The 26,543-nt window shown below is 71.6% G+C and carries 25 protein-coding genes; 10 read left to right on the top strand and 15 right to left on the bottom strand.

From position 1 onward, the window contains the following. Positions 1 to 9 precede the first annotated feature (9 nt). The gene (locus ACFVXA_RS26285; RefSeq protein ID WP_384023162.1) at positions 10 to 1,398 is read right to left on the bottom strand and encodes a VWA domain-containing protein; all 1,389 of its coding nucleotides are present in this window, start codon (positions 1,396 to 1,398) and stop codon (positions 10 to 12) included. A 5-nt stretch (positions 1,399 to 1,403) separates the two neighbouring features. Next, positions 1,404 to 2,264: a MoxR family ATPase gene (locus ACFVXA_RS26280; RefSeq protein ID WP_362029075.1), complete on the bottom strand. Its 861-nt coding sequence runs from the start codon at positions 2,262 to 2,264 to the stop codon at positions 1,404 to 1,406. 175 nt (positions 2,265 to 2,439) lie between these two features. Between ACFVXA_RS26280 and ACFVXA_RS26275 the strand changes: the two genes are divergently transcribed. Next, entirely contained in the window at positions 2,440 to 3,009 is a 570-nt protein-coding gene (locus ACFVXA_RS26275) for a TetR/AcrR family transcriptional regulator (RefSeq protein WP_362029078.1), read from the top strand. Between the two features lie 34 nt (positions 3,010 to 3,043). On the opposite strand, the gene ACFVXA_RS26270 is transcribed toward ACFVXA_RS26275, so the two are convergent. The 3 genes from ACFVXA_RS26270 to ACFVXA_RS26260 form a co-directional block, all read right to left on the bottom strand. After that, positions 3,044 to 4,441, bottom strand: a complete 1,398-nt coding sequence (locus ACFVXA_RS26270; protein WP_390026912.1) for a hypothetical protein — start codon at positions 4,439 to 4,441, stop codon at positions 3,044 to 3,046. A gap of 130 nt (positions 4,442 to 4,571) precedes the next feature. Continuing rightward, positions 4,572 to 4,913: a MazG-like family protein gene (locus tag ACFVXA_RS26265; protein ID WP_362029083.1), complete on the bottom strand. Its 342-nt coding sequence runs from the start codon at positions 4,911 to 4,913 to the stop codon at positions 4,572 to 4,574. A 123-nt stretch (positions 4,914 to 5,036) separates the two neighbouring features. After that, positions 5,037 to 5,600, bottom strand: a complete 564-nt coding sequence (locus tag ACFVXA_RS26260; protein ID WP_389464953.1) for a DoxX family membrane protein — start codon at positions 5,598 to 5,600, stop codon at positions 5,037 to 5,039. Positions 5,601 to 5,840: 240 nt separating this feature from the next. Here ACFVXA_RS26260 and ACFVXA_RS26255 point away from each other — a divergent pair, with 240 nt between their 5' ends. Both ACFVXA_RS26255 and ACFVXA_RS26250 read left to right on the top strand, forming a co-directional pair. After that, entirely contained in the window at positions 5,841 to 6,164 is a 324-nt protein-coding gene (locus ACFVXA_RS26255; RefSeq protein ID WP_362029088.1) for a nuclear transport factor 2 family protein, read from the top strand. Positions 6,165 to 6,225: 61 nt separating this feature from the next. Then, entirely contained in the window at positions 6,226 to 7,233 is a 1,008-nt protein-coding gene (locus ACFVXA_RS26250) for an aldo/keto reductase (protein WP_390026910.1), read from the top strand. A 46-nt stretch (positions 7,234 to 7,279) separates the two neighbouring features. Here the strand turns inward: ACFVXA_RS26250 and ACFVXA_RS26245 are convergent, their stop codons facing one another. Then, positions 7,280 to 8,065 (bottom strand): ABC transporter ATP-binding protein, encoded by a 786-nt coding sequence (locus ACFVXA_RS26245; protein WP_383909049.1) that lies wholly within the window; start codon positions 8,063 to 8,065, stop codon positions 7,280 to 7,282. Positions 8,066 to 8,195: 130 nt separating this feature from the next. Further along, positions 8,196 to 9,668: an ABC transporter permease gene (locus ACFVXA_RS26240; protein ID WP_390026907.1), complete on the bottom strand. Its 1,473-nt coding sequence runs from the start codon at positions 9,666 to 9,668 to the stop codon at positions 8,196 to 8,198. A 350-nt stretch (positions 9,669 to 10,018) separates the two neighbouring features. On the opposite strand from ACFVXA_RS26240, the gene ACFVXA_RS26235 reads away from it, so the two are divergent. Then, entirely contained in the window at positions 10,019 to 11,197 is a 1,179-nt protein-coding gene (locus ACFVXA_RS26235; protein ID WP_390026905.1) for a D-alanyl-D-alanine carboxypeptidase family protein, read from the top strand. 387 nt (positions 11,198 to 11,584) lie between these two features. Here the strand turns inward: ACFVXA_RS26235 and ACFVXA_RS26230 are convergent, their stop codons facing one another. Together ACFVXA_RS26230 and ACFVXA_RS26225 are read right to left on the bottom strand one after the other, a co-directional pair. Beyond that, positions 11,585 to 12,346 carry an SDR family oxidoreductase gene (locus ACFVXA_RS26230; RefSeq protein WP_383747568.1) on the bottom strand — a complete coding sequence of 254 codons (762 nt, stop codon included), beginning with the start codon at positions 12,344 to 12,346 and terminating at the stop codon, positions 11,585 to 11,587. Between the two features lie 172 nt (positions 12,347 to 12,518). Continuing rightward, on the bottom strand, positions 12,519 to 13,523 hold the full coding sequence (locus ACFVXA_RS26225) for a Gfo/Idh/MocA family protein (RefSeq protein WP_389464942.1): 1,005 nt from the start codon (positions 13,521 to 13,523) through the stop codon (positions 12,519 to 12,521). A 92-nt stretch (positions 13,524 to 13,615) separates the two neighbouring features. Between ACFVXA_RS26225 and ACFVXA_RS26220 the strand changes: the two genes are divergently transcribed. The 4 genes from ACFVXA_RS26220 (at position 13,616) to ACFVXA_RS26205 (ending at position 18,312) form a co-directional block, all read left to right on the top strand. After that, positions 13,616 to 15,001: a multidrug effflux MFS transporter gene (locus ACFVXA_RS26220; protein ID WP_383747572.1), complete on the top strand. Its 1,386-nt coding sequence runs from the start codon at positions 13,616 to 13,618 to the stop codon at positions 14,999 to 15,001. Next, positions 14,956 to 16,128: a serine hydrolase domain-containing protein gene (locus ACFVXA_RS26215; protein WP_390026998.1), complete on the top strand. Its 1,173-nt coding sequence runs from the start codon at positions 14,956 to 14,958 to the stop codon at positions 16,126 to 16,128. Before ACFVXA_RS26220 ends, ACFVXA_RS26215 begins: the two co-directional genes overlap by 46 nt. Before the next feature lie 232 nt (positions 16,129 to 16,360). Beyond that, positions 16,361 to 17,353 (top strand): small ribosomal subunit Rsm22 family protein, encoded by a 993-nt coding sequence (locus tag ACFVXA_RS26210; RefSeq protein WP_384025673.1) that lies wholly within the window; start codon positions 16,361 to 16,363, stop codon positions 17,351 to 17,353. Between the two features lie 533 nt (positions 17,354 to 17,886). Further along, positions 17,887 to 18,312 carry an HPP family protein gene (locus ACFVXA_RS26205; RefSeq protein WP_362026055.1) on the top strand — a complete coding sequence of 142 codons (426 nt, stop codon included), beginning with the start codon at positions 17,887 to 17,889 and terminating at the stop codon, positions 18,310 to 18,312. 37 nt (positions 18,313 to 18,349) lie between these two features. Here the strand turns inward: ACFVXA_RS26205 and ddaH are convergent, their stop codons facing one another. After that, entirely contained in the window at positions 18,350 to 19,177 is an 828-nt protein-coding gene (ddaH, locus tag ACFVXA_RS26200; protein WP_362026058.1) for a dimethylargininase, read from the bottom strand. A 277-nt stretch (positions 19,178 to 19,454) separates the two neighbouring features. Between ddaH and ACFVXA_RS26195 the strand changes: the two genes are divergently transcribed. Further along, positions 19,455 to 20,147 carry a TetR/AcrR family transcriptional regulator gene (locus ACFVXA_RS26195; protein WP_390026903.1) on the top strand — a complete coding sequence of 231 codons (693 nt, stop codon included), beginning with the start codon at positions 19,455 to 19,457 and terminating at the stop codon, positions 20,145 to 20,147. Here ACFVXA_RS26195 and ACFVXA_RS26190 read toward each other — a convergent pair. Beyond that, entirely contained in the window at positions 20,117 to 21,064 is a 948-nt protein-coding gene (locus tag ACFVXA_RS26190) for a glycerophosphodiester phosphodiesterase (RefSeq protein WP_390026901.1), read from the bottom strand. The two genes, ACFVXA_RS26195 and ACFVXA_RS26190, sit on opposite strands and share 31 nt — an antisense overlap. A 170-nt stretch (positions 21,065 to 21,234) precedes the next feature. Between ACFVXA_RS26190 and ACFVXA_RS26185 the strand changes: the two genes are divergently transcribed. After that, positions 21,235 to 21,969, top strand: coding sequence for a bifunctional DNA primase/polymerase (locus ACFVXA_RS26185; protein ID WP_362026066.1), 735 nt, complete (start codon positions 21,235 to 21,237; stop codon positions 21,967 to 21,969). Between the two features lie 135 nt (positions 21,970 to 22,104). Here ACFVXA_RS26185 and ACFVXA_RS26180 read toward each other — a convergent pair whose 3' ends face one another. From ACFVXA_RS26180 to efeO, 4 genes are read right to left on the bottom strand one after another with little or no spacing between them, the layout of a single operon-like run. After that, positions 22,105 to 23,127, bottom strand: a complete 1,023-nt coding sequence (locus tag ACFVXA_RS26180; protein ID WP_390026898.1) for a hypothetical protein — start codon at positions 23,125 to 23,127, stop codon at positions 22,105 to 22,107. After that, complete coding sequence (gene efeU / locus ACFVXA_RS26175; protein ID WP_362026071.1) at positions 23,084 to 23,959, bottom strand: iron uptake transporter permease EfeU; 876 nt, start codon at positions 23,957 to 23,959, stop codon at positions 23,084 to 23,086. The genes ACFVXA_RS26180 and efeU overlap by 44 nt, the downstream gene beginning before the upstream one ends. Positions 23,960 to 23,961: 2 nt before the next feature. Further along, positions 23,962 to 25,245, bottom strand: a complete 1,284-nt coding sequence (gene efeB / locus ACFVXA_RS26170; protein ID WP_383908679.1) for an iron uptake transporter deferrochelatase/peroxidase subunit — start codon at positions 25,243 to 25,245, stop codon at positions 23,962 to 23,964. Positions 25,246 to 25,255: 10 nt separating this feature from the next. Then, positions 25,256 to 26,407 carry an iron uptake system protein EfeO gene (efeO, locus tag ACFVXA_RS26165; RefSeq protein WP_362026077.1) on the bottom strand — a complete coding sequence of 384 codons (1,152 nt, stop codon included), beginning with the start codon at positions 26,405 to 26,407 and terminating at the stop codon, positions 25,256 to 25,258. Positions 26,408 to 26,543 lie beyond the last annotated feature (136 nt).

Here is a 26,543-nt window from a genome sequence, read left to right as displayed (position 1 = left end):
TCAGGCCGGTCAGACCGGCAGCAGGCGGGCGATCAGCTCGCCGAGCTGCCGGGCGTTGCGGCACTCGTGCATCTCGACGAGTTCGGCGTAGGCGGGCGCGGCCGAGTCGCCCGTACCCCACTGGGACCGCTGCTCGGGGTTCAACCAGTAGACGCGGCGGGCCCGTTCGCACAGGCGCCGGACGGCCGGCAGATTGGGGTCGCTCATGTTCGTACGGGCGTCGCCGAGGACGAACACGGTCGTGCGCGGGCCCACCGCGTCGGCGTACCGCTCGTCGAACTCGCCGAACGCGACACCGTAGTCGCTGCTGCCGTGCCAGCCCGTCAGCGTCGCCTCCGTCCGGATGCGGGCGCCCAGCCCCTCCGGGTCGGCCGCGCCGTGCACCAGCAGCCCGGTCACCTCGTCGATCCGGTTGACGAAGGCGAACACCCGCACCTTGCTGAACTGGTCGTGCAGCGCCTGCACCAGCAGCATCGTGAAGTCCGAGAATCCCGACACCGAACCCGACACATCGCACAGCAGCACCAGTTCGGGCCGCACGGGACGGCGCCTGCGCAGCACGGGGCGCATCGGCACCCCGCCCGTCGAGAGCGACCCGCGCAGGGTGCGCCGCAGGTCGATGGTGCCGCGGGCGGCCCGGCGGCGGCGTGCGGCGAGCCGGGTGGCCAGCTTGCGGGCGAGCGGCTGAACCACCCTGCGCAGCTCGGCGAGTTGAGCCCGGCCCGCGAACAGGAAGTCGACCCGGTCGGCGGTCGGGGCCACCGCCCGCCGCGCGATCTCGTCCCGCCCGCGCCGCTCGGCGACCCGCCGCCGCGCCTCGGTGGCGACCTGCGCGCGGAAGGCCTCGATACGCCGCCGAATCTCGTCCTCCAGCAGCCGGTCGGCGAACCCCGGCGCTCCGGCCCGCTGCGCGCGGACGCTGTCGCGGACCCGCGCCATCAGGGTCTGCGGGCGCAGCCGGTCGAGCGTCTGGTACGCCGACCAGCCGTCCGACCCCGGCGAGGCGCCGTACCCACCGAAGCCGTCCACCGCCTCGACCGCCAACCGGGCGATCAACGCCTGGTCGTCGGCCGCGAGGGCGGCGGCGAGCCGGCTCCGCAGCTCCTCCCGGCCGGCGGGCGCCTCACTCTCCTGCGGCGCCCCGACGCGACGCGGAAAGTACACGTCGAAGACCGGATCGAACACCCGCCGTTGCCCCGTGCCGTGGAGCAGCGTGGCGGCCAGCCCTTCGCGCAGCAGCTCCCGGTCCGCGAGGCCGAGCGCCTCCAACGCCTGTGCGGCGTCCACGGTTTCCCCGGTGCCGATCCGGACCCCGTGCGAGCGCAGCGCCGCGACGAGACCGGTCAGCCGCTCCGCCACACCGGCCGACGGCGAGCCGGCGTCCGCCGCGGGCGGCAACGCGCTCACACGGCGTCCAGGTCGAGCTTGGCGGTCGCCTTGAGGACGTCGTCCTGATGCTTGAGGAGCACGCCGAGGCTGTCGTGCACCACGCTCTCGTCGAGGCTCTCCGCCCCGAGCGCGAGCAGCGTGTGCGCCCAGTCGATGGTCTCGGCGACCGACGGGACCTTCCGCAGATCCATCTCGCGCAGCGCCCCGACCACCCGCACCACGGACTCCGTCAACGCCTCGTCGAGGCCCGGCACCTTCAGTCGTACGATACGACGCTCCAACTCCTCCTCCGGGAAGCCGATGTGGAGGAAGAGGCAGCGGCGGCGCAGTGCCTCGGACAGCTCACGGCTCGCGTTGGAGGTGAGGACCACGAACGGGCGGCGAGTCGCGGTGATCGTGCCCAGCTCCGGGACGGTGACCTGGAAGTCGCTGAGCACTTCGAGCAGCAGGCCCTCCACCTCGACGTCGGCCTTGTCGGTCTCGTCGATCAGCAGCACCTTGGGCTCGTCGCCGCGGATGGCGGTCAACAGCGGGCGCGCCAGCAGGAATTCCTCGCTGAAGATGTCGGTGCGCGCCTCGTCCCACGTCTCGTCGCGGCCCGCGCTGATGCGCAGCAGCTGCTTGGCGTGGTTCCACTCGTACAGCGCCCGGGACTCGTCGACGCCCTCGTAGCACTGCAACCGGACCAGCTGTGCCCCGGCGACCTCGGCGACGGCCTTGGCGAGTTCGGTCTTGCCGACCCCGGCGGGTCCCTCCACCAGGAGCGGCTTGCCGAGGCGGTCGGCCAGGAAGACCGTGGTGGCGACCGCGGGCGAGGCCAGATAGCCGGTCTCGGCGAGGCGGGCGGAGACATCGTCGACGGATGTGAAGAGCAACGGGGCCTCCGGCTCGGCGCGGGCGGGATCGGCTCACTATCTAAGCGCTTGTTCACCGCCCCTGTCACGTGTGACGGCGCCCACGCGCCATGAGGGGGCGGGGCGGCCCGCCGGCGGTCGAGCCAGGGTATACCGATCGGTTTCCTCGCGCCCTTTCGCGAGGTAACCTCACGGTATGGCCACTACAGACAAGGCGTCCCCGAGGGACCGGCTGCTGGACGCGGCGGCCGAGCTGACCTACCGCGACGGCGTCTCCATAGGCGTCGAGGCGCTGTGCCGGTCGGCCGGTGTCTCGAAGCGGTCGATGTACCAGCTCTTCGCCGGCAAGGACGACCTCCTCGCGGCAAGCCTGGAGCGACGGATTCCGCAGTACGAGGAGCAGCTCACCCCTGATCCGAGCGAGGCCGTCACGCCGCGCGAGCGCATCCTGGGCGTCTTCCAGCGGATGGAGAAGGCCTCGACGCTGCCCGAGTACCGCGGCTGCGCCTTCCTCTCCGCGCTGGTCGAGCTGAAGGACCCCGAGCACCCGGCGAGCGCGGTCGCCGGCGGTGCCAAGCAGCGCGTCCAAGAGATGTTCCGGGCCGAGGCCGAGCGCGGTGGCGCGTCCGACCCCGCTCTCCTCGCCCGGCAGCTGATGCTGGTCTTCGACGGTGCGAGCGCCCGCGCGGGCGCCGGCATCGAGACGCTCGACGGGCTGACCACGACGACCGCGACGGTCCTGCTGGACGCCGCGGGCGTCGAGTAGCGGAGCCGGACCGCTTCGTCAGTCGGCGGCTTCGTCAGCCGGTGGCGCCGGTGACCGTGAACCAGGTGGCCCGGGACTTCTTCCACTCGGGGTGGGTGAGGTCCTTCGCCTTCGTCCCGTCGCCGTACAGGTCGGCGGAGCCGTCGTCCGTGATCAGCTGGGCGCGGGCGCCCGGGGCCGTCAGGTCGGGGACGTCCACGACGGACTCCCAGCCGCCCGGGTCCGAGGTGGGCAGGTCGAGGCGCTTGACCGGGGCGTGGGCGGGGTTGCCGTCCCAGGAGTAGAGGGCGTACGGGTCGGTGTTGTCGTCGGCGGCCCAGGAACCGGCGACGATCAGGTACTGGTCCGCCGCGTTCTTGCGGATGTCGCGGACCGCGAGACCGCCGAGGTCGAGCTCGACCGGGGTGCCGAAGGCCGCCGGCGCGCCGTCACTCACCACCTTGTCGATGTTCGTGACCGGGACGAGGAGTGCCTTGCCGTCGGCCACCGCCGGGGCGAGGGGAGCGCGGAAGCCGATGTACGCCGTGCTCGTCGAGCCCGGGGCGAACTCGAGGCCCTCCACGTTGAAACCGTCGATCTGCTTGGGGACCTGGCCGTCGGCGGTGCCGGCCGCGAAGCCGTAGCGGTCGCCGTTCGCCTCGTCCCAGGCGACGAGGTCGTCACGGAGCTTCGTGTACGAGCTGCCGTACGAGAGGGCCGTGGCCGCGCCCGAACCCGTCACCTTGGTCGTGAAGACCGTGTTGCGGTCCGACTTGTACACGCCGTCCTTGTTGTTGCCCAGCGAGCCCGTCCAGTAGATGGTGTCACCGACACGGGCGGCGCCCTCGATGTCGATCTCCTTCGAGACACCTATTGCGGAGCTGAAGTCCCAGGTCCTGACGGGCGCGCCCGACGCAGAACGGTCGTACAGACGCAGGGTGTTGGACTCGTCGTCCGCGACGACCGCGTATCCGCCGCCCACGTCGAGGGCCGCGGACGCGTCGCTGGAGCCGGTGAAGTACCGGCTGTCCGCGCTGTGCTGGACGGCGGCGGACGCGGCGTAGTGCAGCGTCTTCGTGGCCGTCTGGCCGTCGACTCCCGTCACCTTCACGGTGAGGTCGGTGTAGCCCCGGCCGCGCGCGGCCACGGCGACCTGACGTGTGGTGCCGGTCCCGGTGACGGTGACGTCTCCGGTGGTCGCCACGGACGCCTTGCTGCTCTTGGTCACCGTGACCGCGAGGGCACCGGCGTCGGCACCGCTCTGCGCGACCGTCACCCGTACGACCGGATCCCCGCTCGCGCCCACCGCACCCGACAGGTACGCCGCCGACAGGGAGAGGCTCGGCGTGCCGTAACTCGCCGCCCGGGCCTGGCTTCCGCTGCCCAGCCCCAGGGCGGCGAGGGTGAGCACCCCGCCCACCACGGCGACTGTCCTGCGACCTGTGGGGAACACGTAGTCCTGCACTGGGACCCTTTCGTCGGCTCGATGTCGACGAGAAGGCTCAGCCGCCCGCGCCAACTCCAGGCGGCGCGCTCACAGCTACCAGGTGAACACCTTCGGGCAGACCAAGTATCAGGGCTGTTCAGGGAGTTGAGCCCTCCCCGAGAGGCCCGAGCGACCTCTCCGTGACGCCGGCCAGGTGGGAGACGAAGACTTCGCGCGCGTCCGGCGCCAGCGTGCGCAGGGCCACCAGGGCCGTGATGACGACGTCGCAGAGCTCCGACCGGACGTCCTCCCAGGTGTGACTCGTGCCCTTGCGCGGGTTCTGGCCCGTCGCGCCGATCACCGCCTGGGCGACCTCACCGACCTCCTCCGTCAGCTTCAGCATGCGCAGGAGCAGGCCCTCCTGGCCGTCGTGCGCCCGGTTGGCGTCCAGCCAGGCGTGCAGGCGGTCGATCGAGTCCCAGACGTCTTCATCAGTCATGGGACCAGTGTCCCCGGAGCCGGCCACGGGCCCGGCGGCCCCGGAGTCAGCGGCATGCGGCCGGGCTCCCAGAGACGGCTCGCCCGACGTCTACTCGTCGGTGAACGCCTGCTCGCCCGACGTCTACTCGTCGGTGAACGCCTGCTCGTCGAACAGCGACTCCTGCTCCCCCTCCGCCGCCCTGCGCACCCGCCTCTTCCGGGCCCCCACGACCACTGCCGTGACCGCCGCCGTCACGCCCAGCGCCGTCGGCACCATCCAGCCGCGGTTCACCGTGTGGCCCAGCAGATGGTCCAGGGAGATCCGGCCGGGGCCCGTCACCGCGAGGCCCGTCGCCGTCAGGGCCAGCGACGCCGCGTACTCGTAGCCGCCGCTCTGCGCAAAGAAGCCGTTCGGCGCGTGCACCGACGCCGCGCCCACCATCGCGCCGGCCGCCGCGGCACCGGCGGCGGGCGTCGCCAGACCCAGGGCCAGCAGCGTGCCGCCGCCCGCCTCGGCGAGGCCGGCCGCCGTCGCGCTCTGCTTCCCCGGCGTGTAGCCCATGGCCTCCATGGCCGCCCCGGTGCCTTCGAGACCGCCTCCGCCGAACCAGCCGAAGAGCTTCTGCGCCCCGTGTGCCGCGAGCACCCCGCCCGTCCCCAGACGGAGCAGCAGCAGTCCCAGATCGGTTCGGTCGAAACAGGTCACGGTGACTCCTCGAACAGGCAGCGGCAACGGATCCCCTCCCGGATCCCTTCCGGATCCCGTCCGGGTCACTTCGGGATCTCTCCCGGTCACTTCCGGATCTCTCACGGTCCCTTCCGGATCTCTCACGGTCCCTTCCGAATCCCTCCCGGGTTTCCACCGTCGCACCGTTCGGGCGAGCCCGACGCCCCCGGGCAGCCGTTCGGGTGGCGGCCCCCGGACACCGGTGTGAGTCTGGCTGACATGACGATTCAGGTAGCCAAGCTCAGCGACCCGGCCGTCCGGGCGTTCGTCACCGCCGTGAACGCGCACGACCGGAACGCCTTCCAGGCCGTCCTCGCGCCCGGCGCGACCATGTCCGACGACGGCTCCGACCGGGACCTCGACGACTGGACCGAGCGGGAGATCTTCTCCTCCCGCGGCCACATGGACGTCGACAACGAGTCGCAGGGCGGTCTCGCCCTCATCGCCCGCTACAGCAACGACACCTGGGGCGAGATGAAGACGAAGTGGACCTTCACCGTCGAGAACGGCAGGATCTCCCGCTTCGAGACCGGCCAGGCCTGAACATCGCCCCACCGCAAAGGGCTTGCCTTCGTGTGCGCTCCAACACCTAGCGTTCGCGGGCATGGAGAGCATCAAGAAGGAGAGCATCGAGAACAGGACGCTGGGGCGCAGCGGGCTCGACGTCAGCGCCCTCGGCTTCGGCTGCTGGGCCATCGGCGGTGAGTGGGCGACCCCGGACGGGCAGCCGCTGGGCTGGGGCAAGGTCGACGACGAGGAGTCCGTACGGGCGATTCGGCGCGCCCTCGACCTCGGCGTGACGTTCTTCGACACGGCCGACGCGTACGGCGCCGGGCACAGCGAGCGCGTCCTCGCGCGGGCCCTCGGCAAGCGGCGGGCCGACGTGGTCGTCGCCACCAAGTGGGGCAACGTGTTCGACGAGGAGCGCAGGCTGGCCGGCCACAGCGACGACTCCCCGGCGTACGCCCGCCGCGCGCTGACCGCCTCACTGCGGCGCCTCGACACCGACCACATCGACCTCTACCAGCTGCACATCTCCGACGCCGACCCGGAGCGTGCCGCACAACTCCGGGACACCTGCGAGGAGTTCGTACGAGAGGGACTGATCCGGGCGTACGCGTGGAGCACCGACGATCCCGAGCGGGCGGCCGTCTTCGCGGCGGGCGCGCACTGTGCCGCCGTACAGCATCGTCTCAATGTGCTTCAGGACGCGCCCGAACTCGTGCGGTTCTGTGAGGAGTCGGGGCTGGCGAGCATCAACCGGAGCCCGCTGGCGATGGGGCTGCTGACCGGGAAGCACACGGCGGGGCGGGCGCTCGAAACGGGGGACATCCGCAACGCACCGCCCGCCTGGCTGCCCGGCTTCACCGCGCAGGGCGGCGCCGACCCGGACTGGCTCGCCCGGGTCGACGCCCTCAAGGAGATCCTCACCAGCGGCGGCCGTACGCTCGCGCAGGGCGCCCTCGCCTGGCTGTGGGCGCGCAGCCCGAGCACCGTCCCCATCCCGGGATTCCGCTCGGTCGCCCAGGCCGAGGAGAACGCGGGCGCGATCGCCAAGGGGCCGCTCACCGCCCCGCAGTTGACCGAGGTCGACCACGTTCTGGGACGGTGAGCGGCCCCTTGGACCGCGCACCGGCAGCCGTAAGGCCACCGAGAGGTCAGTAGCCCTGACCGCCGTACGTCTGCTGCTGGGCGTACTGCTGCTGGCCGGGCTGCTGCGCGTACTGCTGCCCGTACTGCTGGGGCGCCGCGGCGGTGCGGCGCGCGCCGCTCTGCTCGGTCAGGGTGATCCGACCCGCCTTGATGGTCGCGAGGCGCGGCGCGCGACGGGCGATGGACGAGTCGTGGGTGACCATGACGAAGGTCAGCCCGTACTCGTGCCACAGCCCTTCGAGCAGGCCCATGATGTCGTCGCGGGTGCCCTCGTCGAGGTTGCCGGTCGGCTCGTCGGCGAGCAGCACCTTCGGCTTCTTGACCAGGGCTCGCGCGATGGCGACACGCTGCTGCTGGCCGCCGGACAGCTCGCTCGGCGCGTGGCCCAGACGGTCGCCGAGACCGACCGAGCTCAGGGCCTCGGCCGCCCTCTCGCGCCGTTCCGCCGGCTTCACGCCGAGCGGTACGAGGGCGGTCTCGACGTTCTCCTGCGCGGTCAGCGTCGGGATGAGGTTGAACGCCTGGAAGATGATGCCGATCTTCTCGGCACGCAGCCGGGTCAGCTTGGCCTCGCTGATGGAGGCGAGGTCCACGCCGTCCAGCTCGACGTTGCCCGAGGTCGGGCGGTCCAGTCCGCCGATCATCTGCAGCAGGGTGGACTTGCCGCCGCCGGTGGGGCCCTGGATGACGAGCTGGTCGCCGTCCTCGATGGCGAGGTCGACGCCGCGCAGCGCCTCCACCGTCTCCTTGCCCCGCGTGTAGCGCTTGGTGACGCCGGTGAGCTTGTACATGAGGTTCTCCGAAGATGAAGAAGAAGAGGGAGTAGAAGGGGGGGAGAGGAAGGGGGAAGGGGGTGGGGCGCCGCGGCCCGGGGGGAGTGGACGCGGCGCCCCAGCTCTGGGGCCGGCCCGAGGGGGCGTGTTACGAGACGCTGCGCAGCGCGTCCGCCGGACGCATCCGGGAGGCCCGCCAGCCGCCCATCGCACCGGCGATCAGACCGCCCGCGATGGCCAGACCCGCGGCGAGCGCGATGGTGGTCAGCGAGACCGGCGCGGAGAGCGCGATCTCCATGGTGTTCTTGGCCGCCGAGGCCGCCTGCCGACCGGGACCGCCGCCGCCGGGGCCGCCCATGCCGCCGCCCAGGCCACCGGTGGAGCCGAGCTCCGCCGTCAGCTTCGGGCTGATCGCCGTGACCGCGTACGCCGCGCCGAGGCCGAGGGCGATGCCGAGCGCGCCGCCCAGCAGACCGTTCACGATGGACTCGCCGACGACCTGGCGGGTGACCTTGCGGGACGGCCAGCCGAGCGCCTTGAGGGTGCCGAACTCGCGGACGCGGCGGGAGACGGCGGAGGAGGTGAGCAGCGCCGCCACCAGGAACGCGGCGACCAGCACCGCGATGGACAGCCACTTGCCGACGCTGGTCGCGAGGTTCGAGGCCGTCGACAGCGAGCCGGAGACGGTGTCCGCGAGGTCCGCGGAGGTGGTGACCGTCGTACCCGAGATGTTCTTCTGGATGGTCGCCTTGACCGTGTTGATCTGCTTGGAGTCGGTCGCCTTGACGTAGATCGTGGTGACCTTGTCCTTCGAGTCGCCGAGCGTCTGCGCCTGCTTCAGCGGCAGGTAGACGTCGGTGGTCGACTCGCTGCTGTCGGGTGTCGCGATACCGATGATCGTGTACTTGGTGCCGGAGATCTTGAAGGTCTTGCCGACCGTGTACTTGTTCTCCTTGGCGTACGACTTGCTGAGCACCGCGACCTTCGCGTTGGTCTGCGCCGTCGTGAAGGTCTTGCCCGAGGTGATCTTGGAGGTGGCGAGCGGGCCGAGGTCCTGGTTGGCGACGTCGACGCCCGCGACGGAGTACGAGTTCACGTCGAAGGAGGCGCCGCCGCCCTGCACCCGCGGCGCGGCCGTGCTGCCGCCGCCCTGTCCGCCGCCGGGGCCGCCCTGCTGCGAGCCGGACGTCGAGGACTGCGCCTTGCCCTGTGTGAAGGAGCCGTTGACCTTGGTGACGTTCAGGCTCAGCGAGCCGACCGCGCTCGCCACGCCCTTCTGCGCGGCGACCTCGGTGACCAGCGAGGACTTCAGGGACTGCCCGCCCTGCGTCATCACCCGGTCCGAGCTCTGTGTGTCGCTGCTGTCGTTGGACTTGGCGTCGAAGTTGAACTTCGGTCTGCCGGAGGAGCCGCTCGTAGGCGCTGCCTGGGCCTTGGTGACCGTCATGTCGGTGCCGAGCCCGTACAGCGACTTCAGGACCTTGTCCTGCGCCTGCGACATGCCGGCCGACACCGAGTTGACGGTGATGACCAGCGCGATACCGAGCGCCAGACCCATGGCGATCACCAGCGCCGCCTTCTTGCGCCGGCTCAGCTCACGCTTGAGATAGATGCCAAACATCCCGTTCCTCAAAGGTTCTTGGCGCCCGCTGTGGGCGCGGCCACAAGCTATGGAGAAACCTTTGAGCGGGGCTGAGTAAGGGATGTGTGAGGGCTGAGAATGTCCCGACCGAAATCAATATTCCGTAAGACAGCTGATTCCTAAGCTCTCTAGGGCGTATTGCCAGGAAACGCCTGTTGAGTGGTCCCCTGGTGAAGACAGCGGGCTCGTCCGGTACGCATCTCCCGGTGGGACGGTGGACGGTCGTACGGGGCGGGCCCGCGCCGTTTTACCGCGTCTTTGGACGTGGCTTTCCTCTCCTTTATCACCCCACTGTGCCGCGTCATCGGCGCGCTTTGTACGGTCCCGGGATGCGTCATTCTTCTCGGCTTTCCCGTCGTGCCGTTCTCGGCTTCGCCGTGGCCGCCCCGTTGGCCGTCGCTTCCCCCGCGTACGCCGCGACCACGATCGGCGGTGCGCGGCTCGGCCTCACCGGTGTTCAGGTGCGGGGCGCCGCGGGGCTGCCCAAGAGGCTCACCGCCCGGGCCTGGCTCGTCGCGGACCACGAGAGCGGCGAGGTGCTCGCCTCGTACAACGCGCACCGCCGCCTCCCGCCCGCGTCCACCCTGAAGATGCTGTTCGCGGACACCGTGCTGAAGAAGTTCGAGCGGACCGAGAAGCACAGGGTGACCGACGCCGACCTCGCCGGCATCCCCGCGGGCTCCAGCCTCGTCGGCGTCAAGCCCGGGATCACCTACACCGTCGAGCAGTTGTGGCAGGGCGTCTTCCTGCGCTCCGGCAACGACGCGGTGCACGTGCTCGCCCACATGAACGGCGGCGTCGCCGAGACCGTCGCCGAGATGCAGGCCAAGGCCGCGGACCTGCAGGCCCTGGACACGCACGTGGTCAGCCCCGACGGCTTCGACCACAAGGGCCAGCTGTCGTCCGCGTACGACCTCACGCTCTTCGCCCGGCACGGCCTCGCCGACGCCGACTTCCGCGCCTACTGCGCGACGAAGACGGCCGACTTCCCGGCCGGCGGCAAGAAGACCTTCCAGATCCAGAACACCGACCGCCTGCTCACGGGCGCCTGGGGCGTGCCGACGTACGACGGTCTGATCGGCGTGAAGAACGGCTACACCAGCAACGCCGGCAACACCTTCACCGGCGCGGCGACCCGCGACGGGCGGACCCTTCTCGTCACCGTGATGCACCCGAAGAGCGGCGGCAGCGGGGTCTACGAGGAGACGGCCCAGCTGCTCGACTGGGGCTTCGGGAGCGGGGCAGAGGCCGAGCCGGTGGGCACGCTGGTCGCTCCGCTCAGCGAGGGCGGCGCGAGCGCGCCGCCGACCCGGAAGGCGGCGAAGGGGGCCGCGGGCCCTTCGGCCGACGCGGCGGCGGGAGGCTCGTCGTGGGGGTTGCTCGGCGGGGCCGGGGGAGCGGCGGCACTGCTCGCGGGCGGGGCGCTGGCGCTGCGCAGGCGCCGGCGTGGGGCCGAGGCGGAGGGGGCTGCGGAGGATGAGGCGGGGGGCGCCCGCCACCGGCGCTGAGCGCGGGGGCAGCCGTTCCGCGGTCCGGTGCATACCTCGCGGTCCCGCGCGAGGTCCGCCCCCACCCGGTCCGCGGAACGGCTGCCACCTCCCCCCTCGGTGTGGACCTTGGTTGTACGGGCTGTACGGGTTGTGCGGGCTGTACGGGTTGTGCAGGGTGTCGTCGAACACGCACGGGTTACGCGGGTTGTGCGTGTTGCGCCGACCGCACCGGTCGTACCGAAGTCTTGTGCTCCAAGTGTGAAGCTCTGGTGGAGGAGATGTTGAGCATAAGCCCACCACCGGCTTGTATGGTCCGGAGGTTCAGCTTCCGCTTGTGCAAGTTGAGTGCTTGACGAGTCATTGGTGAGTCGTTGACCCGTCGTCGACGATGCGGCGGTGGCCGCCTCAGCCGCGTCCCACGTACGGCATCGTGGTCGCCAGCACCGTCGCGAACTGCACGTTCGCCTCCAGTGGCAGCTCCGCCATGTGCCGGACGGTGCGCGCCACATCGGCCACGTCCATCACCGGTTCGACCGCCAGTTCGCCGTTCGCCTGGAGGGTTCCGGTCTGCATCCGCTCGGTCATGTCGGTGGCCGCGTTGCCGATGTCGATCTGACCGCAGGCGATCCGGTACGGGCGCCCGTCCAGGGACAGTGACTTGGTCAGGCCGGTCAACGCGTGCTTGGTCGCGGTGTACGCGATCGACTGCGGCCGGGGGGTGTGCGCCGAGATCGAGCCGTTGTTGATGATCCGGCCGCCCTGCGGGTCCTGCTCCTTCATCTGCCGGTACGCCGCCTGCGCGCACAGGAACGCGCCGTTGAGGTTGGTGTCCACGACGTGCCGCCAGGCGTCGTACGGCAGCTCTTCGAGCGGGACACCGCCCGGCCCGAACGTGCCTGCGTTGTTGAAGAGCAGGTCGAGCCGCCCGAACCGGTCGCGTACGGCGTCGAACAGGGCGGCCACGTCGTCCGGTCGCGAGACGTCGGTGCGCACGCAGAGCGTCTCCGGGGCGTCGGCGGCCGTCTCCTCCAGGGTCTCGCTCCGGCGTCCGGCCAGCGCCACCGACCAGCCGGTGCGCAGGAGTTCGACGGCCACGGCCCGGCCGATGCCGGAACCTGCTCCGGTCACCACGGCGATCTTCGTGTGCGAGGTGTTCTTGGCGTTCATGGGGCCGCAGCGTACGGGAGGAGTCCGGGAGCGCCGGCGTGGTTCATGAGCTGCGGTTCGTTCGTGGTTGGGCGCGCCCACGCGGCGGAGCCGCACATGGCACGGACCCGCGCCCCTGACATGGCGCTGATCACCTGTGACGGGGCGCTGGTCACCCCTGGTGGGGCGCTGGTCACGCCTCGCTCGGATAGTGGACGCCGACACGGTCCCGGATCGTGTCGAGCGTGCGCATCACGGCGAGGGTGCCGTCGAGGGGGACGAGCGGCGACTCGGTCTCGGCGGCGCGCAGGGCGCGCATGACCTCGGCGGCCTCGTGCCGGAGGCTGTTGCGGGGGCCGTCCGCCGGGTCGGCCGTGAACACCTCGGGGTCGCGGCCGTCGCGGTGCAGCACGAAGCGGTCCGGATGGAAGAAACCGTCCGGGACATCGATGCGGCCTGCGGAGCCGGTGACCGAGGCGGCGACGGGAGTGCCGCCGTTGAGGGAGCAGTGCACCGAGGCGAGAGCGCCGCTCTCCCAAGTGAGCAGTGCTCCGGTCTGGAGATCGATGCCCTCGTCGGAGAGCACTGCTCTCGCGGCGATGTCCGAGGGCTCCCCGAGCAGCAGCTGCGCGAACGACACCGGATAGACGCCGAGATCGAGGAGCGCGCCGCCGCCCTGCGCCGGATCACGCAGCCGGTGCGACGGCGGGAACGGTCCCGAGATCCCGAAGTCGGCCTGCACCGTGCGGACTTCACCGATGACGCCGTCGTCGACGAGCGCCTTCAGCCGGCGGATCAGCGGATTGCAGTACATCCACATGGCCTCCATCAGGAAGCGGTCGTGGCGGCGGGCGAGCGCCACCAGTTCCTCGGCCTCGCGCGCGTTCAGCGTGAACGCCTTCTCGCACAGCACATGACGCCCGGCCTCCAGACACATCCCGGCCGCCGCCCGGTGCGCCGAGTGCGGAGTGGCGACGTACACGATGTCGACGTCCTCGTCCTCGGCCAGCGACGTCCAGTCCCCGTACGCCTTCGGTATCCCGAACCGCTCGGCGAAGGCCTTCGCCGAGGCGTCCGTCCGCGACGCCACCGCCACGACCTCGGCGTCCGGCAGGTCCACCAGATCCGCGGTGAAGGCCGCGGCGATCCCGCCGGTCGCCAGAATCCCCCACCGCACGCGTTCGCGCTCGCCCGTCATCCCCGCCGCCCCTTGCTCTGCGCTCTGTGACCCCGAACACTCCGTTCGAACTGAGAGCATAGGTGGCGGATCACTCGGAGAGGGAGGGGCACATGCCCGAGCGTGGCCGCACCGCGCGGGACCGGACAGGCACGGACGGCCCGGAGGGGCACATACCGCACGCGGCGCTCGCCGACGCCGCGCCGCCGGTGGTCGCCGTACCGCCGGTCGCCGTACCGGAGGCGACAGCCGATGCGCCGGACCCCGGCGCCCTGCGGCGCACCGGACTCCTCGTCACCCTGATCCTCGGCGGCCTCACCGCCACGCCCCCGCTGGCGATGGACATGTACCTCCCGTCGCTGCCGGAGGTCACCCAGGCGTTGCACGCCCCGGCCGCGACCGTGCAGCTCACGCTCACCGCGTGCCTCGCGGGCATGGCGCTCGGACAGCTCGTCGTCGGCCCGATGAGCGACAGATGGGGCCGCAAGCGCCCGCTCCTCACCGGTCTCGCCGTCTACGTCCTGGCCACCGTGCTGTGCGCCGTCGCCCCGAACGTCGAACTCCTCGTCGCCTTCCGGCTCGCGCAGGGTCTCGCGGGCGCCGCCGGCATCGTGATCGCCCGCGCGGTCGTCCGCGATCTGTACGACGGCGTGGCGATGGCCCGCTTCTTCTCCACCCTCATGCTGATCTCCGGAGTCGCCCCGATCGTCGCCCCGCTGATCGGCGGGCAGATCCTGCGCGTCACCGACTGGCGGGGCGTGTTCGTGGTCCTCACGGCGGTCGGCATCGCGCTGACGGCGGTCGTGTGGTTCCGGCTCCCCGAGACCCTCGCGCCCGCCGAACGGCACAGCGGGGGCGTCGGCGAGGCGCTGCGCGCCATGCGGGGACTGCTCGCCGACCGGGTCTTCGCCGGATACATGCTCGCGGGCGGCTTCGCCTTCGCCGCGCTGTTCGCGTACATCTCGGCGTCGCCGTTCGTGATCCAGGAGATCTACGGCGCCTCCCCGCAGACGTTCAGTCTGCTCTTCGGCCTCAACTCCGTCGGCCTGGTGATCCTCGGCCAGATCAACGGCAAGATCCTGGTCGGCCGGGTCAGCCTCGACAGGGTCCTGGCCCTCGGGCTCGCGCTCATCGCCCTCGCCGCGACCGCGCTGCTGCTGATGTCCTCCGGCGTCTTCGGCGAGGCCGGGCTCGTGCCGGTGGCCGCCGCCCTGTTCGTGCTGATGTCCGCGATGGGCCTCGCCATGCCCAACACCCAGGCGCTCGCCCTGATGCGCGTCCGGCACGCCGCCGGCTCCGCCTCCGCGCTGCTCGGCACCTCCTCCTTCCTCATCGGCGCGATCGCCTCACCCCTGGTCGGTATCGCCGGGGAGCACACCGCCGTCCCGATGGCCGTCGTCCAACTGGCGGCGGTACTGGTGGCCATCGCCTGCTTCGTGGGACTCTGCCGCCCCTGGCAGACGGGACGCACACCGGACGGAAAGGCGGCGGACAGCTGAGCGCACCGAGACTGCGCACCGACACACCGGAACGGGCCGGGCTCGACCCCGAGGAACTGCGTCATCTCGTACGGGACGTCCGCGCCCTCACCCGCGGGCCGGAGCCCTGGGCGGCGGGCGTGGTACTCGTCGCAGGGCGTGGCCCGGTCATCGCCGTCGAGAAGGCGGCGGGGTGGGCGGTGCGCTATGCGGCGTACGACGAGGAGTCCGGCACGCGGGTCGAACTCCCGCCTGCCGCACGGGTGCCGACGACCGTCCACACGCCCTTCGACCTGGCGTCCCTCACCAAGCTGTTCACGGCGGTCGCCGCGGTGCAGCAGCTGGAGCGCGGCACGCTGGGCATCGACGCGCGGGTGGGCGCGTATCTGCCGGAGTTCCGCGCGGCCGCCGCCCACGACATCACCGTACGACAGCTGCTCACCCACACCTCCGGGCTGCGGCCCGAACTCCCGCTGTACGACTGCCCGGACGACGCGGCGCGGCTGGCGCTGCTGCGGGCGCAGGCCCCGACGTCCGAACCCGGCGCGTACCTGTACTCCGACCTGAACCTGCTCCTCCTCCAGTACGTCCTGGAGCGCATCACCGGGCGCGCGCTCGACGTCCTCGTCCGCGACGGGATCACGCGGCCGCTCGGCATGACGGCCACCGGCTTCGGGCCCTGCCCGGGCGCCGCGGCGACCGAGGACCAGCGGCGGCCGTGGGCCAAGGCGGACCGGGGCATGCTGCGGGGCGTGGTGCACGACGAGAACGCGTGGGCGCTCGGAGGGGTGGCCGGTCATGCGGGGCTCTTCTCCACGGGGCGCGACCTCGCGGTCTTCTGCCGCACCCTGCTGGCCGGCGGCTCCTACGGCCCCGCCCGCATCCTCGGGCCCGACTTCGTCGAGCTGATGCTGACGCCGCCCGGACTGGGCTTCGCCCTCGACCAGCCGTGGTTCATGGGAGGGCTCGCGGGGCGAGGTGCGGCGGGGCATACGGGCTTCACGGGGACGTCCCTGGTGCTGGATCCGGCGACGGACACGTTCCTGGTGCTGCTGGCGAACACGGTGCATCCGCGGCGCCGCCCGGCGGACAGCGGGCCGCGGGCGGGGGCGGGCACGCGGGTGGCCCGGGCCGTACGGGGGGCTTGAGGTCCCGTACCTGGGGCTCCGCCCCAGACCCCGTTCGCCAGTTCCCCGCGCCCCTGTCAAGGGGCGCGGGGAACTGCGCAATCTTTTGGCGGGGGTCTGGGGGCGCAGCCTCCAGGGGACGATGGGGGTCGTCCCCCCTGCTCGAGCGAAGCCGAGAGCTTGGGGGAGGGCAGGGGCGGCGGGGGCGAAAACTCCGCTCGGGGCCCCGCCCCCGCCACCGTAGAATCAGCGGGTGAACGCCCCCTTGACCCCCGCCGAGACCCTGCGCGCCGCCCTCGCCGGGCTGGTCGACGGCCTGCCGCCGAAGGCCGCCGCGCAGGCGGTCGACCGGCTGATCGCCACCTACCGGGGGGCGACCCCGACGCACGTTCCCATCCTCCGCGACCGCTCGGACGTGGTCGCCTACGCCGCCTACCGCATGCCCGCGACCTTCGAGGCGGTACGCACGGCACTCGACGCGTTCGCGGACGCGGTGCCGGGGTGGGCGCCGGACGGCCACGTGGACGTCGGCGGCGGCACGGGCGCCGCCACCTGGGCGGTGAACGCGACCTGGGAGGGCACCCGCCCGGTGACGGTGCTCGACTGGGCCGAGCCGGCCCTCGCCCTCGGCCGCGAGATCGCCGCGACCAACCCGGAGTTGAAGAGCGCCGAGTGGCACCGCTCTCGTATCGGAGCAGCGCTCACCATCGAGAGCACTGATCTCGTCACCGTGTCGTACGTGCTGGGCGAGCTCACCGCCGCCGACCGGGCCTCCGTCGTCGACGCCGCCGCCACCGCGGCCCAGGCCGTCGTGATCATCGAGCCGGGCACCCCCGACGGCTACGCCCGCGTGATCGAGGCGCGCGACCGCCTGATCCGCGCCGGGTTCCAGGTCGCCGCGCCCTGCCCGCACAGCGCGGCCTGTCCGATCGTCCCCGGCGAGGACTGGTGCCACTTCTCCGCCCGGGTCGCCCGTTCCTCCCTGCACCGTCAGGTCAAGGGCGGCTCCCTGCCGTACGAGGACGAAAAGTTCAGCTACGTGGCCGCCACCCGCTTCCCGCCCACCCCCGCGCCCTCCCGTGTCGTACGCAAGCCGCAGATCCGCAAGGGACAGGTGCTGCTCGACCTCTGCGAGCCCGACGAGTCGCTGCGCCGGGAGACGGTGAGCAAGCGGCACGGACCGCTGTACAAGGCGGCCCGTGACGCGGAGTGGGGCGACGCCTGGCCGCCGGCCACGCGGGACTAGGGCTTCTCAAGGCGCCTGGCCGCTCGGTGACTTCGGCCCACGCGGTTCGATAGAGATGCTCGATCGGACGATAAGGAGGTGGGCTTGGACAGGCGTGGGGCGGCGACGTCAGGATGCTTGGCATGATCCCCGTCTTCACGGACGACGAGCCGCCGTGGGCCGGAAGCGGGGACGGTTCCAAGGAGTCCCCGTGCCGATTCCGTGCGCTCCGCCGCCCGTGTACGCCCCGTCCAGCACCCCAGCGATCACGCCTCCTCATGGCCTCTGACGCGCCCGGGATTCCCGCAGCACCACCTGGGATACCTGAAGCACCACCCGGGATTCCCGCAGCACCACCTGGGATACCTGAAGCACCACCCGGGATTCCCGCACCGCCACCCGGGATTCCCTCGGCACCACCTGGGATACCCGCAGCACGACCTGAGATACCCGCAGCCGTGGATGTCCCGGGGCGTCCCGCGAAGCGGTCTCCGATGCGCCGGTGGAGAGCCGACGAGCCGCGGCCGTCCCGGCGCACGGTGGTGTCGGCGTCCGTGACCACGTCGGTCGGATTGGCCGTGTTGGTGGCCGTGGGCGCGCTCACGCACGAGACGGTCCTCGTGCCGCCGCTCGCGGCCACGACGGCGATCGTCACCGCGACCCCCGACTCGCCTCTCGCCCAGCCCCGCCATGTCGTCGGCGGTCACATGCTGTCCTGCCTGGTCTGTTTCACGGTGCTCGGGCTCGGCTGGCACGGCCCATGGGCCGCCGCCGTGGCCTGCGGCATCGCCTGTGGACTGGTGCTCGTGCTCAAAGCGGCCCATCCGCCGGCCATGGCGACGGCCGTCATGATCATGCTCACCGACCCGCCCGCCCACCGCTTCGTGCCCCTGCTGGCCGCCGGCGCACTGCTGCTCGTCGTGGTGCAGACGCTCTCCGCCCGCCTCCAGCGAGAGGTGTATCCGACCGCGTGGTGGTGAGCGCCGGCGGTAGCCGGCGGGCGGCTGCTCCCGCTGATCAGCCGTGGTCCCGCAGCTCCTGGGTGCAGCACTTCACGCTGCCGCCGCCCTTGAGGAGTTCGCTCAGGTCGATGCCGAGGGGCTCGAAGCCGCGTTGCCGGAGGGGGTGGAAGAGGCCCGTCGCCGCTTGCGGGAGCAGCACGTGCAGGCCGTCCGAGACCGCGTTGAGGCCGAGCGCGGCGGCATCGTCGTCGGTGGCGATCAGGGCGTCGGGGAACAGGCGACGCAGCACCTCGCGGCTGCCGGGGGAGAAGGCGGACGGGTAGTACATGACCTCGTCCGCCGCGTCGTCCAGGACGGCGAGGGCCGTGTCGAGGTGGTAGTAGCGCGGCTCGACGAGGTCCAGCCCGATCACCGGGCGGCCGAAGAACTCCTGCGCCTCGCCGTGCGAGAGGGGGCTCGCGCGAAAGCCGCGCCCCGCGAGCAGATACGACGCGGTGACCGCGAAGTCGCCCTCTCCCTCGTTGATGTGGACCGGCTCGCGTACGTGCGCGAACCCGTGCGCGCGGAACCACTCCAGGTGCGCCGCCGCCTCCGGTTCGCGCTCGCGGAACGCGAACCGGGCGCCGAGCACCCTGCCGTCCACGACGGTCGCGCCGTTCGCCGCGTAGACCATGTCCGGCAGGCCGGGGCGGGGGATGAGCTCCTCGACCGTGTGGCCGAGGGCGCGGTAGCGGTCGCGGAGGTCTTCCCACTGGGCGACGGCGAGCGGTACGTCGACGGGCTTGGTGGGGTCCATCCAGGGGTTGATGGCGTAGGTGACCTCGAAGTGTGCGGGTGGGCACATGAGGTAGCGGCGGGGGGTGGCGTGGCGGGGAGTGGGCAAGGAAGGCTCCTTACGCAACCGCGGGGGTGGGTGTGGCTGTTGAGGCCCATGGTGCGGCGTGCGGTGCCCTCCGGGCGGGAGGCGAACGGGTGGTTGTGCGCGGGCTGCCGCCCCCGGCCCCTGGACACGGGCGCGGGGAACTGCGCGAACGGGGTCCGGGACGGAGCCCCAGGTACCGGACGGAGCCCAGGTACGGGACGGGTAGGGGCGGCGAGGGCGAACACACTCCCCGTCTGAGGCGAGACGCGCCGTATCGTCGCCCTGATAAGTTCAGCCCATGGCCCCACAGCCCAAGCCCACCCCCGACTCCACTCGCCGCAGTGAGAAGTCGCGTCGCGCGATCTACGCCGCCGCCCTCGCCCTCGTCGGCGAGATCGGCTACCCCAGGACGACGATCGAGGGCATCGCCGCCCGCGCGGGCGTCGGCAAGCAGACGATCTACCGCTGGTGGTCGTCGAAGGCGGACGTACTCCTCGACGCCTTCATGGACCTCGGCGAGCAGGCCGCGCAAGCGGCGGGACACGACGGACACGGCGAGCAGGACGGGCAGGGCGGCCACGACGGGCCGGCGCGGCAGGACGGGCAGATGGGGCAGGAGTCGTATGCGATTCCTGACACGGGGGATCTGGAGGCCGACCTCAAGCTGGTGCTGCGCGCCACCGTGGACCAGCTGCGGGACCCCCGGTTCGAGGCCCCCGCCCGGGCCCTGGCCGCCGAGGGCCTGGTCAACGAGCGGCTCGGCGCGGAGTTCGTGGCCAAGCTCCTCGAACCCCAACTCCAGCTGTATGTGCGGCGACTGCGTTCGGCGCAGGACAAGGGCGATGTACGCCCGGACCTCGACCTCCGTATCGCCCTGGAACTGTTCGTCTCCCCGCTCGCCCAGCGATGGCTCCAGCGCACCGCCCCGATCTCGTACGCCTACACGGACACCCTCGTCGACTACGCCCTCCACGGCCTCGCCCCGCGCTGAGCGGCGCGAGACGCGGAGGACGCGGAGGACGCGGAAGGTGCGGCAGGCGCGGCAGGCGCGGCAGGCGCGGCAGGCGCGGAAGACGCGGAAGACGCGGACGCCAGCCGTCCCGGGGCGTCCGTGACGATTCCGTCGCAGCCCAGCGCGAGCGCCCGGTCGCGTCGGCCGGGAGTGTTCACGGTGTGCGCCCACACGCGAGGGACACCGGAGCGCACCGCCCGTACGAGATCGATCTCGCGCGCCTTGTGGTCGACGTCGAGAATGTCGACGAACGACGCCCAGCGCTCCGGACGGTCGGTGCGCAGCTGGGCCGCCGAGCGCCACAACTGACTGATCAGGCCCAGGCGGTGGGCGCGCCGGGCGACCGCCGGGTCGTTGGAGTTCACGACCACCGAGCGGGTCAGACGGCGGGCGCGGATCATCGCGGCGAGCGTGTCCAGGCTCCCGGGGTCCTTGGCCTCCAGTGTCAGCACGATCCGCCCGCCGAAGCGGTCCAGTACCTCGGCGACGGTCGGTGGCCGCTCGGAACGCCAGGTCCCGGGGACCGCGTCCGAGGGGCGCAGCCGCACCCGCCGCCAGTCCCGCAGGGTCAGCGCCCGCACCGGGCCGCGCGCGTCGGTCGTACGGTTCAGGGTCGCGTCGTGCAGGACCACCACGGTCCCGTCGCGCAGTATCCGGGTGTCGAGGTCGAGCACCTGCGCCGTTCCGCGCTCGTACGCCGCCGTCAGGCCCGACATGCTGTTCTCCGGGACTTCGCGAGCCCCGCCGCGGTGGGCGACCTGGACGATCCGGGGGAGTCCGTCCACCGTCAGCGGCGCCGCCCCCCACTCCAGCGGGGAGGGTCCGCCGCCGGGCCCGGCGAGCGCGAGGGAGACGAGACCGGCGGCCAGACCCATGAACACCGTCCGTGTGACCATGGCGACCACCGTAGGGGGCCAAAGCGACGCAAAGCTGGCAATGACACCCGATCCGGGGCGGGGACGCGTCGCCCCGCCCACCCCGGATGTGGGCTCTGGCCACCCGGAGCGCAGGATGGTGGGACGATGGGCAGGCAAGACGTGGGCACTACGGCTAGGCGAGGGGATAGATGAGCGCAGAGTTCGGCAACCGCTCCGGCGCGCAGGGCAGGATCTCCCAATGGCTGCGCGGACGCCGGCCCAAGGGTCCTGTGGACAACGGGGACAGCGGGCGTGAGGCCCTGCTGCTCGCCGCCGCCGCCGCGGGGCTGCCGCTCGCGCAGGCCGCCCACCCCTCCGGCTACCGGTGTTCCTGTGACCGCGTCGGCTGTCCCACTCCCGCCCGTCACCCCGTCTCCTTCGCCTGGCAGACGCAGTCCACCACCGACCGCGCGCAGATCGAGCGATGGGCCCGGCATCAGCCGAAGGCCAACTTCATCACCGCGACCGGCATGGTGCACGACGTTCTCGATGTGCCGCTGGACGCCGGGCGCGAGGCGCTGGAGCGGCTGCTGGCCTCCGGCATCGAGGTCGGGCCCGTCGCGGAGTCGGGCGGTGACCGGATGCTCTTCTTCACGGCGACGCGGGGTACGCCCGAGGACGAGGACGAGTGGTGGCCGTGCGAGCTGGACTGCCATCCCGAGACGATGGACGAGCACCCGGGGCTGCGGTGGCACTGTCGTGGGTCGTACGTCCTTGTCCCGCCGGCGCGGCTGCCGGGCGACCTGACGGTCGAGTGGGTACGGGGACCTGAGCACGCCCTGCCGGATCCGCTCACCTTGCTCGAGATCCTGACCGACGCGTGTGCCCGCTACGCGGGGGAGAACGAGTCGGAGCAGCTGGCGGCTTGGCCCCACCGGGGCTGAACCCTGGCGGGGACTGAACCCTGATCGCAGTCGAGGGCTGAACCCTGATCGCACGGCACCCGGCGTCGCAAGCGGCCCGGGTCCGCTCGTGGCGGTGGTGGCTGTCCGGCGGCCGTGGCCGTCGCGCGGCCCCCGCTACTCGCCCTTCGCCCCCGTCAGCCCCTCGATCCTCCCCAGGATGGACACGCCCTTGCCCGGCGAGGCCTTCGCCGGGTCCAGTGCTGCCTGGTTGGAGATGAACTCCAGGGTGAGGGACTGTTTGATCTCGCCGGTGGTCAGGGCCTGGACGTCGGCGCTGGGCGCCGGGATCTCGGTGCCCGTCGCGGCGGTCTGCTTCTCGTAGCGGTGGGTGGTGAAGAAGACCAGGGCTCCGCCGTCCGAGGTGCGCAGGCCCACCGGGGCGTAGTCGCCCGAGGTGAGCGGCTCGTCGATGTACTGGCGGGCGAGGCCGGGCTTGCTGGCGAACTTCTTGCGCTGGGCCCGCCACTGCGAGGTGTGCGTGCCCGCGGCGAAGGTGCCGCCGCCGGCCTTCAGATAGGTCGAGTACGACTGGCTCAGCTTCTCCGGCTCGACCGCCAGGGCCGCGTCGTCCGCCGTGACCGGCTGGGCCCAGCCGTGCTCGTCCGTCGCGAACTTCGGTACGTCGGCGGCGGCGAGGACGGTCAGATACGAGACCTGCCACATGTCGTTCGCGCTGCCGCGGGTGAAGACGAGCAGCCAACGGCTGCTGGGCAGGCCCTTGTTGGCCGCGGTGTCGGCCACGAACCAGCGCGGCCAGGCGGCCTTCTCGGGTATCACGAACTTGGCGTCACTGAACTTCAGCGGCGAAGGTGCCGGATTGCCAGCCGGGTGGTTCTTCTGCCCGGCCTTGAGCTTGGCGCCGTCGATGTCGGCGAGCGGCCCGGTGACCCGGTCCGCGTCCAGCGAACTGTCGTACGCCTTGTCCGCCTTGTTGTACGCGGTGGTGAAGTCCGTGAGCGCGCGGGCGGCCTCGGCCCGTGTCGCCGCCGGTACGACCTCCCGCTCGCCGTGCACCACCACGCAACCGCTCGCCGTCAAGGACAGAACGGTCACCGCCCCCGTTGCCAGGGCGAATTGGTTCAGACGGTTCGGACTACGAAGCCTTCGTCGGCTGCGACCCACGCGATCCCTGCTCATCAGGTACCTTCACCTTCCCCTTCCCGGAGGCGAACCCTACCGGGGCGAGGAAGATCGTGAGCGTCGGGACCAGGTACAGCGCCCACACCGTGATCTGGAGGACGGTCGGGTCGGGCTGGAAGTTGAAGACACCCTTCAGGAGGGTGCCGTACCAACTCGTCGGCGGGATCGTGCCGCTGATGTCGAAGGCGAGGCTCGTCAGGCCCGGGACGAAGTCGGCCTCCTGGAGGTCGTGGACGCCGTACGCGAGCACACCCGCCGCGACCACGACCAGCATGCCGCCGGTCCAGGTGAAGAACTTGGCCAGGTTGATCTTCAGGGCGCCACGGTAGAAGAGCCAGCCGAGGAAGACCGCGGTGGCCAGGCCCAGGGCGACACCGATCAGCGGGCGCGGCGTGCCGTCGCTGGCCGCGTGCACCGACGCCCACACGAACAGCGCGGTCTCCAGGCCCTCCCGGCCGACCGCCAGGAACGCGGTCGCCACCAGCGCGCCCGTGCCCATCGCGAGGGCCGCGTCCAGCTTGCCGTGCAGCTCCGACTTCAGATGCCGGGCGGTGCGCCGCATCCAGAAGACCATCCACGTCACCAGGCCCACCGCGAAGATCGACAGCGAACCGCCGAGTGCCTCCTGGGCCTTGAACGTCATTTCCTGGGAACCGAATTCGAGCACGCAGCCGAAGCCCAGCGCGAGCGTGACCGCGACGCCGATGCCGATCCAGATGGGACGCAGGGCGTCCCGCCGCCCGGTCTTCACCAGATAGGCGATGAGAATGCAGACGACGAGGCTGGCTTCCAGACCCTCGCGCAGGCCGATCAGATAGTTGCCGAACACGGCTACGCCTCCTTGGAGAACAGCGCCCGGCCCCACCAGTCGTCCTTGTCCCGGACGCCGGGCGGGACGGCGAAGATCGCCGAACTCACGTGCTGGATGTACTCGTTGAGCGCGTCGGAGCGGGAGAGGTTCCGCTGCACCGGGATGAAGCCCTTGCGGACGTCACGCTGGTACGCGAGGAAGAACAGGCCCGCCTCCAGACGGCCGAGACCGTCCGTGCCGTCCGTGAAGGAGTAGCCGCGGCGCAGGATCGTCGCCCCGTCGTTGGCGTGGGGGTGCGCGAGCCGCACGTGCGCGTCCGGCTTCATCGCCTTCAGGAACGGCTCGTCGCGCTCCTTGGCCTTGCCGACCGGAGCGCCCTCGCCCTTGTCGCGGCCGAAGACGTCCTCCTGCTCCTGGAGCGAGGTGCGGTCCCAGGTCTCGATGTTCATACGGATGCGCCGGGCGACGAGGTACGAGCCGCCGGTCATCCAGCCGGGACCGTCGCCGTCGCCGACCCACACGAACTTCTTCAGCCGGTCCGTCTCGGTGCCCGCGATGTTGCGGGTGCCGTCCTTGAACCCCATCAGGTTGCGCGGGGTCTGCGCGTCCGGCGTCGTCGAGGACGTCTTGCCGAAGCCCAGCTGCGACCAGCGGATCGCGACCTTGCCGAAGCCGATGCGGGCGAGGTTGCGGATGGCGTGCACCGCGACCTGCGGGTCGTCCGCGCACGCCTGGACGCACAGGTCGCCGTCGCTGCGCGCCCTCTCCAGGTTGTCGCCCGGGAACTTCGGCAGGTCCACCAGCGCCTCGGGCCGCTGGTCCCGCAGCCCGAACTTCTCGAAGAAGGAGGGCCCGAAGCCGATCGTCAGCGTCAGCCGGGACGGCTTGAGGCCCAGCGCCTCACCGGTGTCGTCCGGCGGCGCCTCGGCCAGTCCGCCGTACGCGCCCTCGCCGACCGCGTGCCCGGCGGTCATCCGCCGTGCGGCCTCGGTCCAGTCCTTCAGCAGCTGGACGAACTCGGCGCGGTCGTCCGTCTTCACGTCGAACGCGGCGAAGTGCAGCCGGTCCTGCACCGCGGTCGCGATGCCCGCCTGGTGCGTGCCGTGGAAGGCGACCGCGGCGCCGCTCTCGGCGGCGGCCGGGTCGACGTCGTCGCCGGTGCGGGTCATCGCCACCGCGCCGCCGGCCACCGCGGCACCGAGCGCGAGGCCCGCGCCGCCCCAGCCGATCAGCGAGCGCCGGGAAGGGGCGGGGCTGCCCGCCACCTCAGGAGTGGCTTCCGTGGCTTCCGTGGTGTCCGTCATGGCGCGGCTCCTACTTCACGACGGCGGCGGCGAGCTTGGACAGGGGCTCCGCGAGCGCGTTGACCGCGTCCGAGAGCTCCTTGCGGTCGTCCTTGCCGACCTTGTCGTACGAGGTGAAGTCGTACGAGCTCTTGTCCGTGCGGTAGGTGTCCAGCAGCGTGTTCAGCGCCGCGAACTGCTTGTCCAGCTCCGTCGTCAGCGCCGCGTCGTTCTCCTTGGCGACCGGCTTGAGCAGCTCGTACGCCTTCTGTGCGCCCTCGACATTGCCCTTGAAGTCGCTCAGGTCGGTGTGCGAGTAGCGGTCCTCCTCGCCGGTGACCTTGCCGGTGGCGACCTCGTCGAGCAGCTCCTTGGCGCCGTTGGCCATGGAGGTCGGGGTGATCTCGGCCTTGCCGACCCGCTTCTGCCAGTCGGTCAGGTCGGTGACGAGCCGGCCGGCGAGCTCCTTCTCGCGGTCGCCGATCTTCTTGTCCTGCCAGAGGGACTTCTCCAGGCGGTGCCAGCCGGTCCAGTCCGTGGCCGGATCCTGACCCTCCTCCAGGCCGTCCTCGCGGACGTCGACCTTCGGGTCGATGTCACCGAAGGACTCCGCGACGGGCTCGGTGCGCTCCCAGCCGAGGCGCGAGTCGGCGAACTCCTTCTTCGCGGTCTCGATGTCCCCGGCCTTGACGGCCTTGGCGAAGGCCTCCGCCTTGGGCAGCGTCGCGTCGGCCTGCTCCTGCGCGTACGCGCGGTAGGCGGCGACGGCCTTGTCGAGGCGCGGGTCACGCCGGGCGGCGGCCTTGCCGCCGGTGACCGTGAGCTTCTGGCGTACGCCGTGGCCCTTCATGCCCGGACGGCAGGCGATCTCGTACGAGCCCGCCTTCACCTCGGCGGTCAGCGTGTACTTGGTGCCCGGCCCGATGTTCTCCTTCTCGGAGACGATCCGGTCGTCCGGGAAGACGATCTCGACCTCGGTCGCCTTGGAACCCTTGTTCTCGATCTTCAGCGTGACCTGGCCGGCCGGGACCGTCTTGGCGGAGGTGTCGCACGTGGAGTCGGCGGCGGTCACCTGGATCGCGTCGCCGCCCTTGGCGTCGCTCTTCTCGGTGCAGCCCGTGACGGCGGTCAGAGCGGCCGCGGTGGCGGCTGCGGTGACAACTGAGAGTCGGACGGCTCGCATTCAGGCTCCAAGAGAAGTTCGGACAGGCGGCACGGAGTACTCCGTGCAGGATTGGTGAGGCTGGCCTAACTTACCTGAGGCTTACCTGACTCATACCCACCCCTTCCGTGATTCAGCTCACTCCGCTCGCGAGGGC

The sequence above is a fragment of the Streptomyces sp. NPDC058246 genome (assembly GCF_042881985.1).
Lineage (GTDB): Bacteria > Actinomycetota > Actinomycetes > Streptomycetales > Streptomycetaceae > Streptomyces.
Note: the sequence above shows the minus strand (reverse complement) of the source record. Positions and strands in the feature narration are given on the sequence as shown.

Excerpts from the sequence above, each read along its gene's own strand:
- ACFVXA_RS26275 (WP_362029078.1), top strand. The coding sequence starts at position 2,440 with ATGGCCACTACAGACAAGGCGTCCCCGAGGGACCGGCTGCTGGACGCG.
- ACFVXA_RS26265 (WP_362029083.1), bottom strand. The coding sequence starts at position 4,913 with ATGACTGATGAAGACGTCTGGGACTCGATCGACCGCCTGCACGCCTGG.
- ACFVXA_RS26255 (WP_362029088.1), top strand. The coding sequence starts at position 5,841 with ATGACGATTCAGGTAGCCAAGCTCAGCGACCCGGCCGTCCGGGCGTTC.
- ACFVXA_RS26250 (WP_390026910.1), top strand. The coding sequence starts at position 6,226 with ATGGAGAGCATCAAGAAGGAGAGCATCGAGAACAGGACGCTGGGGCGC.
- ACFVXA_RS26245 (WP_383909049.1), bottom strand. The coding sequence starts at position 8,065 with ATGTACAAGCTCACCGGCGTCACCAAGCGCTACACGCGGGGCAAGGAG.
- ACFVXA_RS26240 (WP_390026907.1), bottom strand. The coding sequence starts at position 9,668 with ATGTTTGGCATCTATCTCAAGCGTGAGCTGAGCCGGCGCAAGAAGGCG.
- ACFVXA_RS26235 (WP_390026905.1), top strand. The coding sequence starts at position 10,019 with ATGCGTCATTCTTCTCGGCTTTCCCGTCGTGCCGTTCTCGGCTTCGCC.
- ACFVXA_RS26230 (WP_383747568.1), bottom strand. The coding sequence starts at position 12,346 with ATGAACGCCAAGAACACCTCGCACACGAAGATCGCCGTGGTGACCGGA.
- ACFVXA_RS26225 (WP_389464942.1), bottom strand. The coding sequence starts at position 13,523 with ATGACGGGCGAGCGCGAACGCGTGCGGTGGGGGATTCTGGCGACCGGC.
- ACFVXA_RS26220 (WP_383747572.1), top strand. The coding sequence starts at position 13,616 with ATGCCCGAGCGTGGCCGCACCGCGCGGGACCGGACAGGCACGGACGGC.
- ACFVXA_RS26195 (WP_390026903.1), top strand. The coding sequence starts at position 19,455 with ATGGCCCCACAGCCCAAGCCCACCCCCGACTCCACTCGCCGCAGTGAG.
- ACFVXA_RS26190 (WP_390026901.1), bottom strand. The coding sequence starts at position 21,064 with ATGGTCACACGGACGGTGTTCATGGGTCTGGCCGCCGGTCTCGTCTCC.
- ACFVXA_RS26185 (WP_362026066.1), top strand. The coding sequence starts at position 21,235 with ATGAGCGCAGAGTTCGGCAACCGCTCCGGCGCGCAGGGCAGGATCTCC.
- ACFVXA_RS26180 (WP_390026898.1), bottom strand. The coding sequence starts at position 23,127 with ATGAGCAGGGATCGCGTGGGTCGCAGCCGACGAAGGCTTCGTAGTCCG.
- efeB (WP_383908679.1), bottom strand. The coding sequence starts at position 25,245 with ATGACGGACACCACGGAAGCCACGGAAGCCACTCCTGAGGTGGCGGGC.
- efeO (WP_362026077.1), bottom strand. The coding sequence starts at position 26,407 with ATGCGAGCCGTCCGACTCTCAGTTGTCACCGCAGCCGCCACCGCGGCC.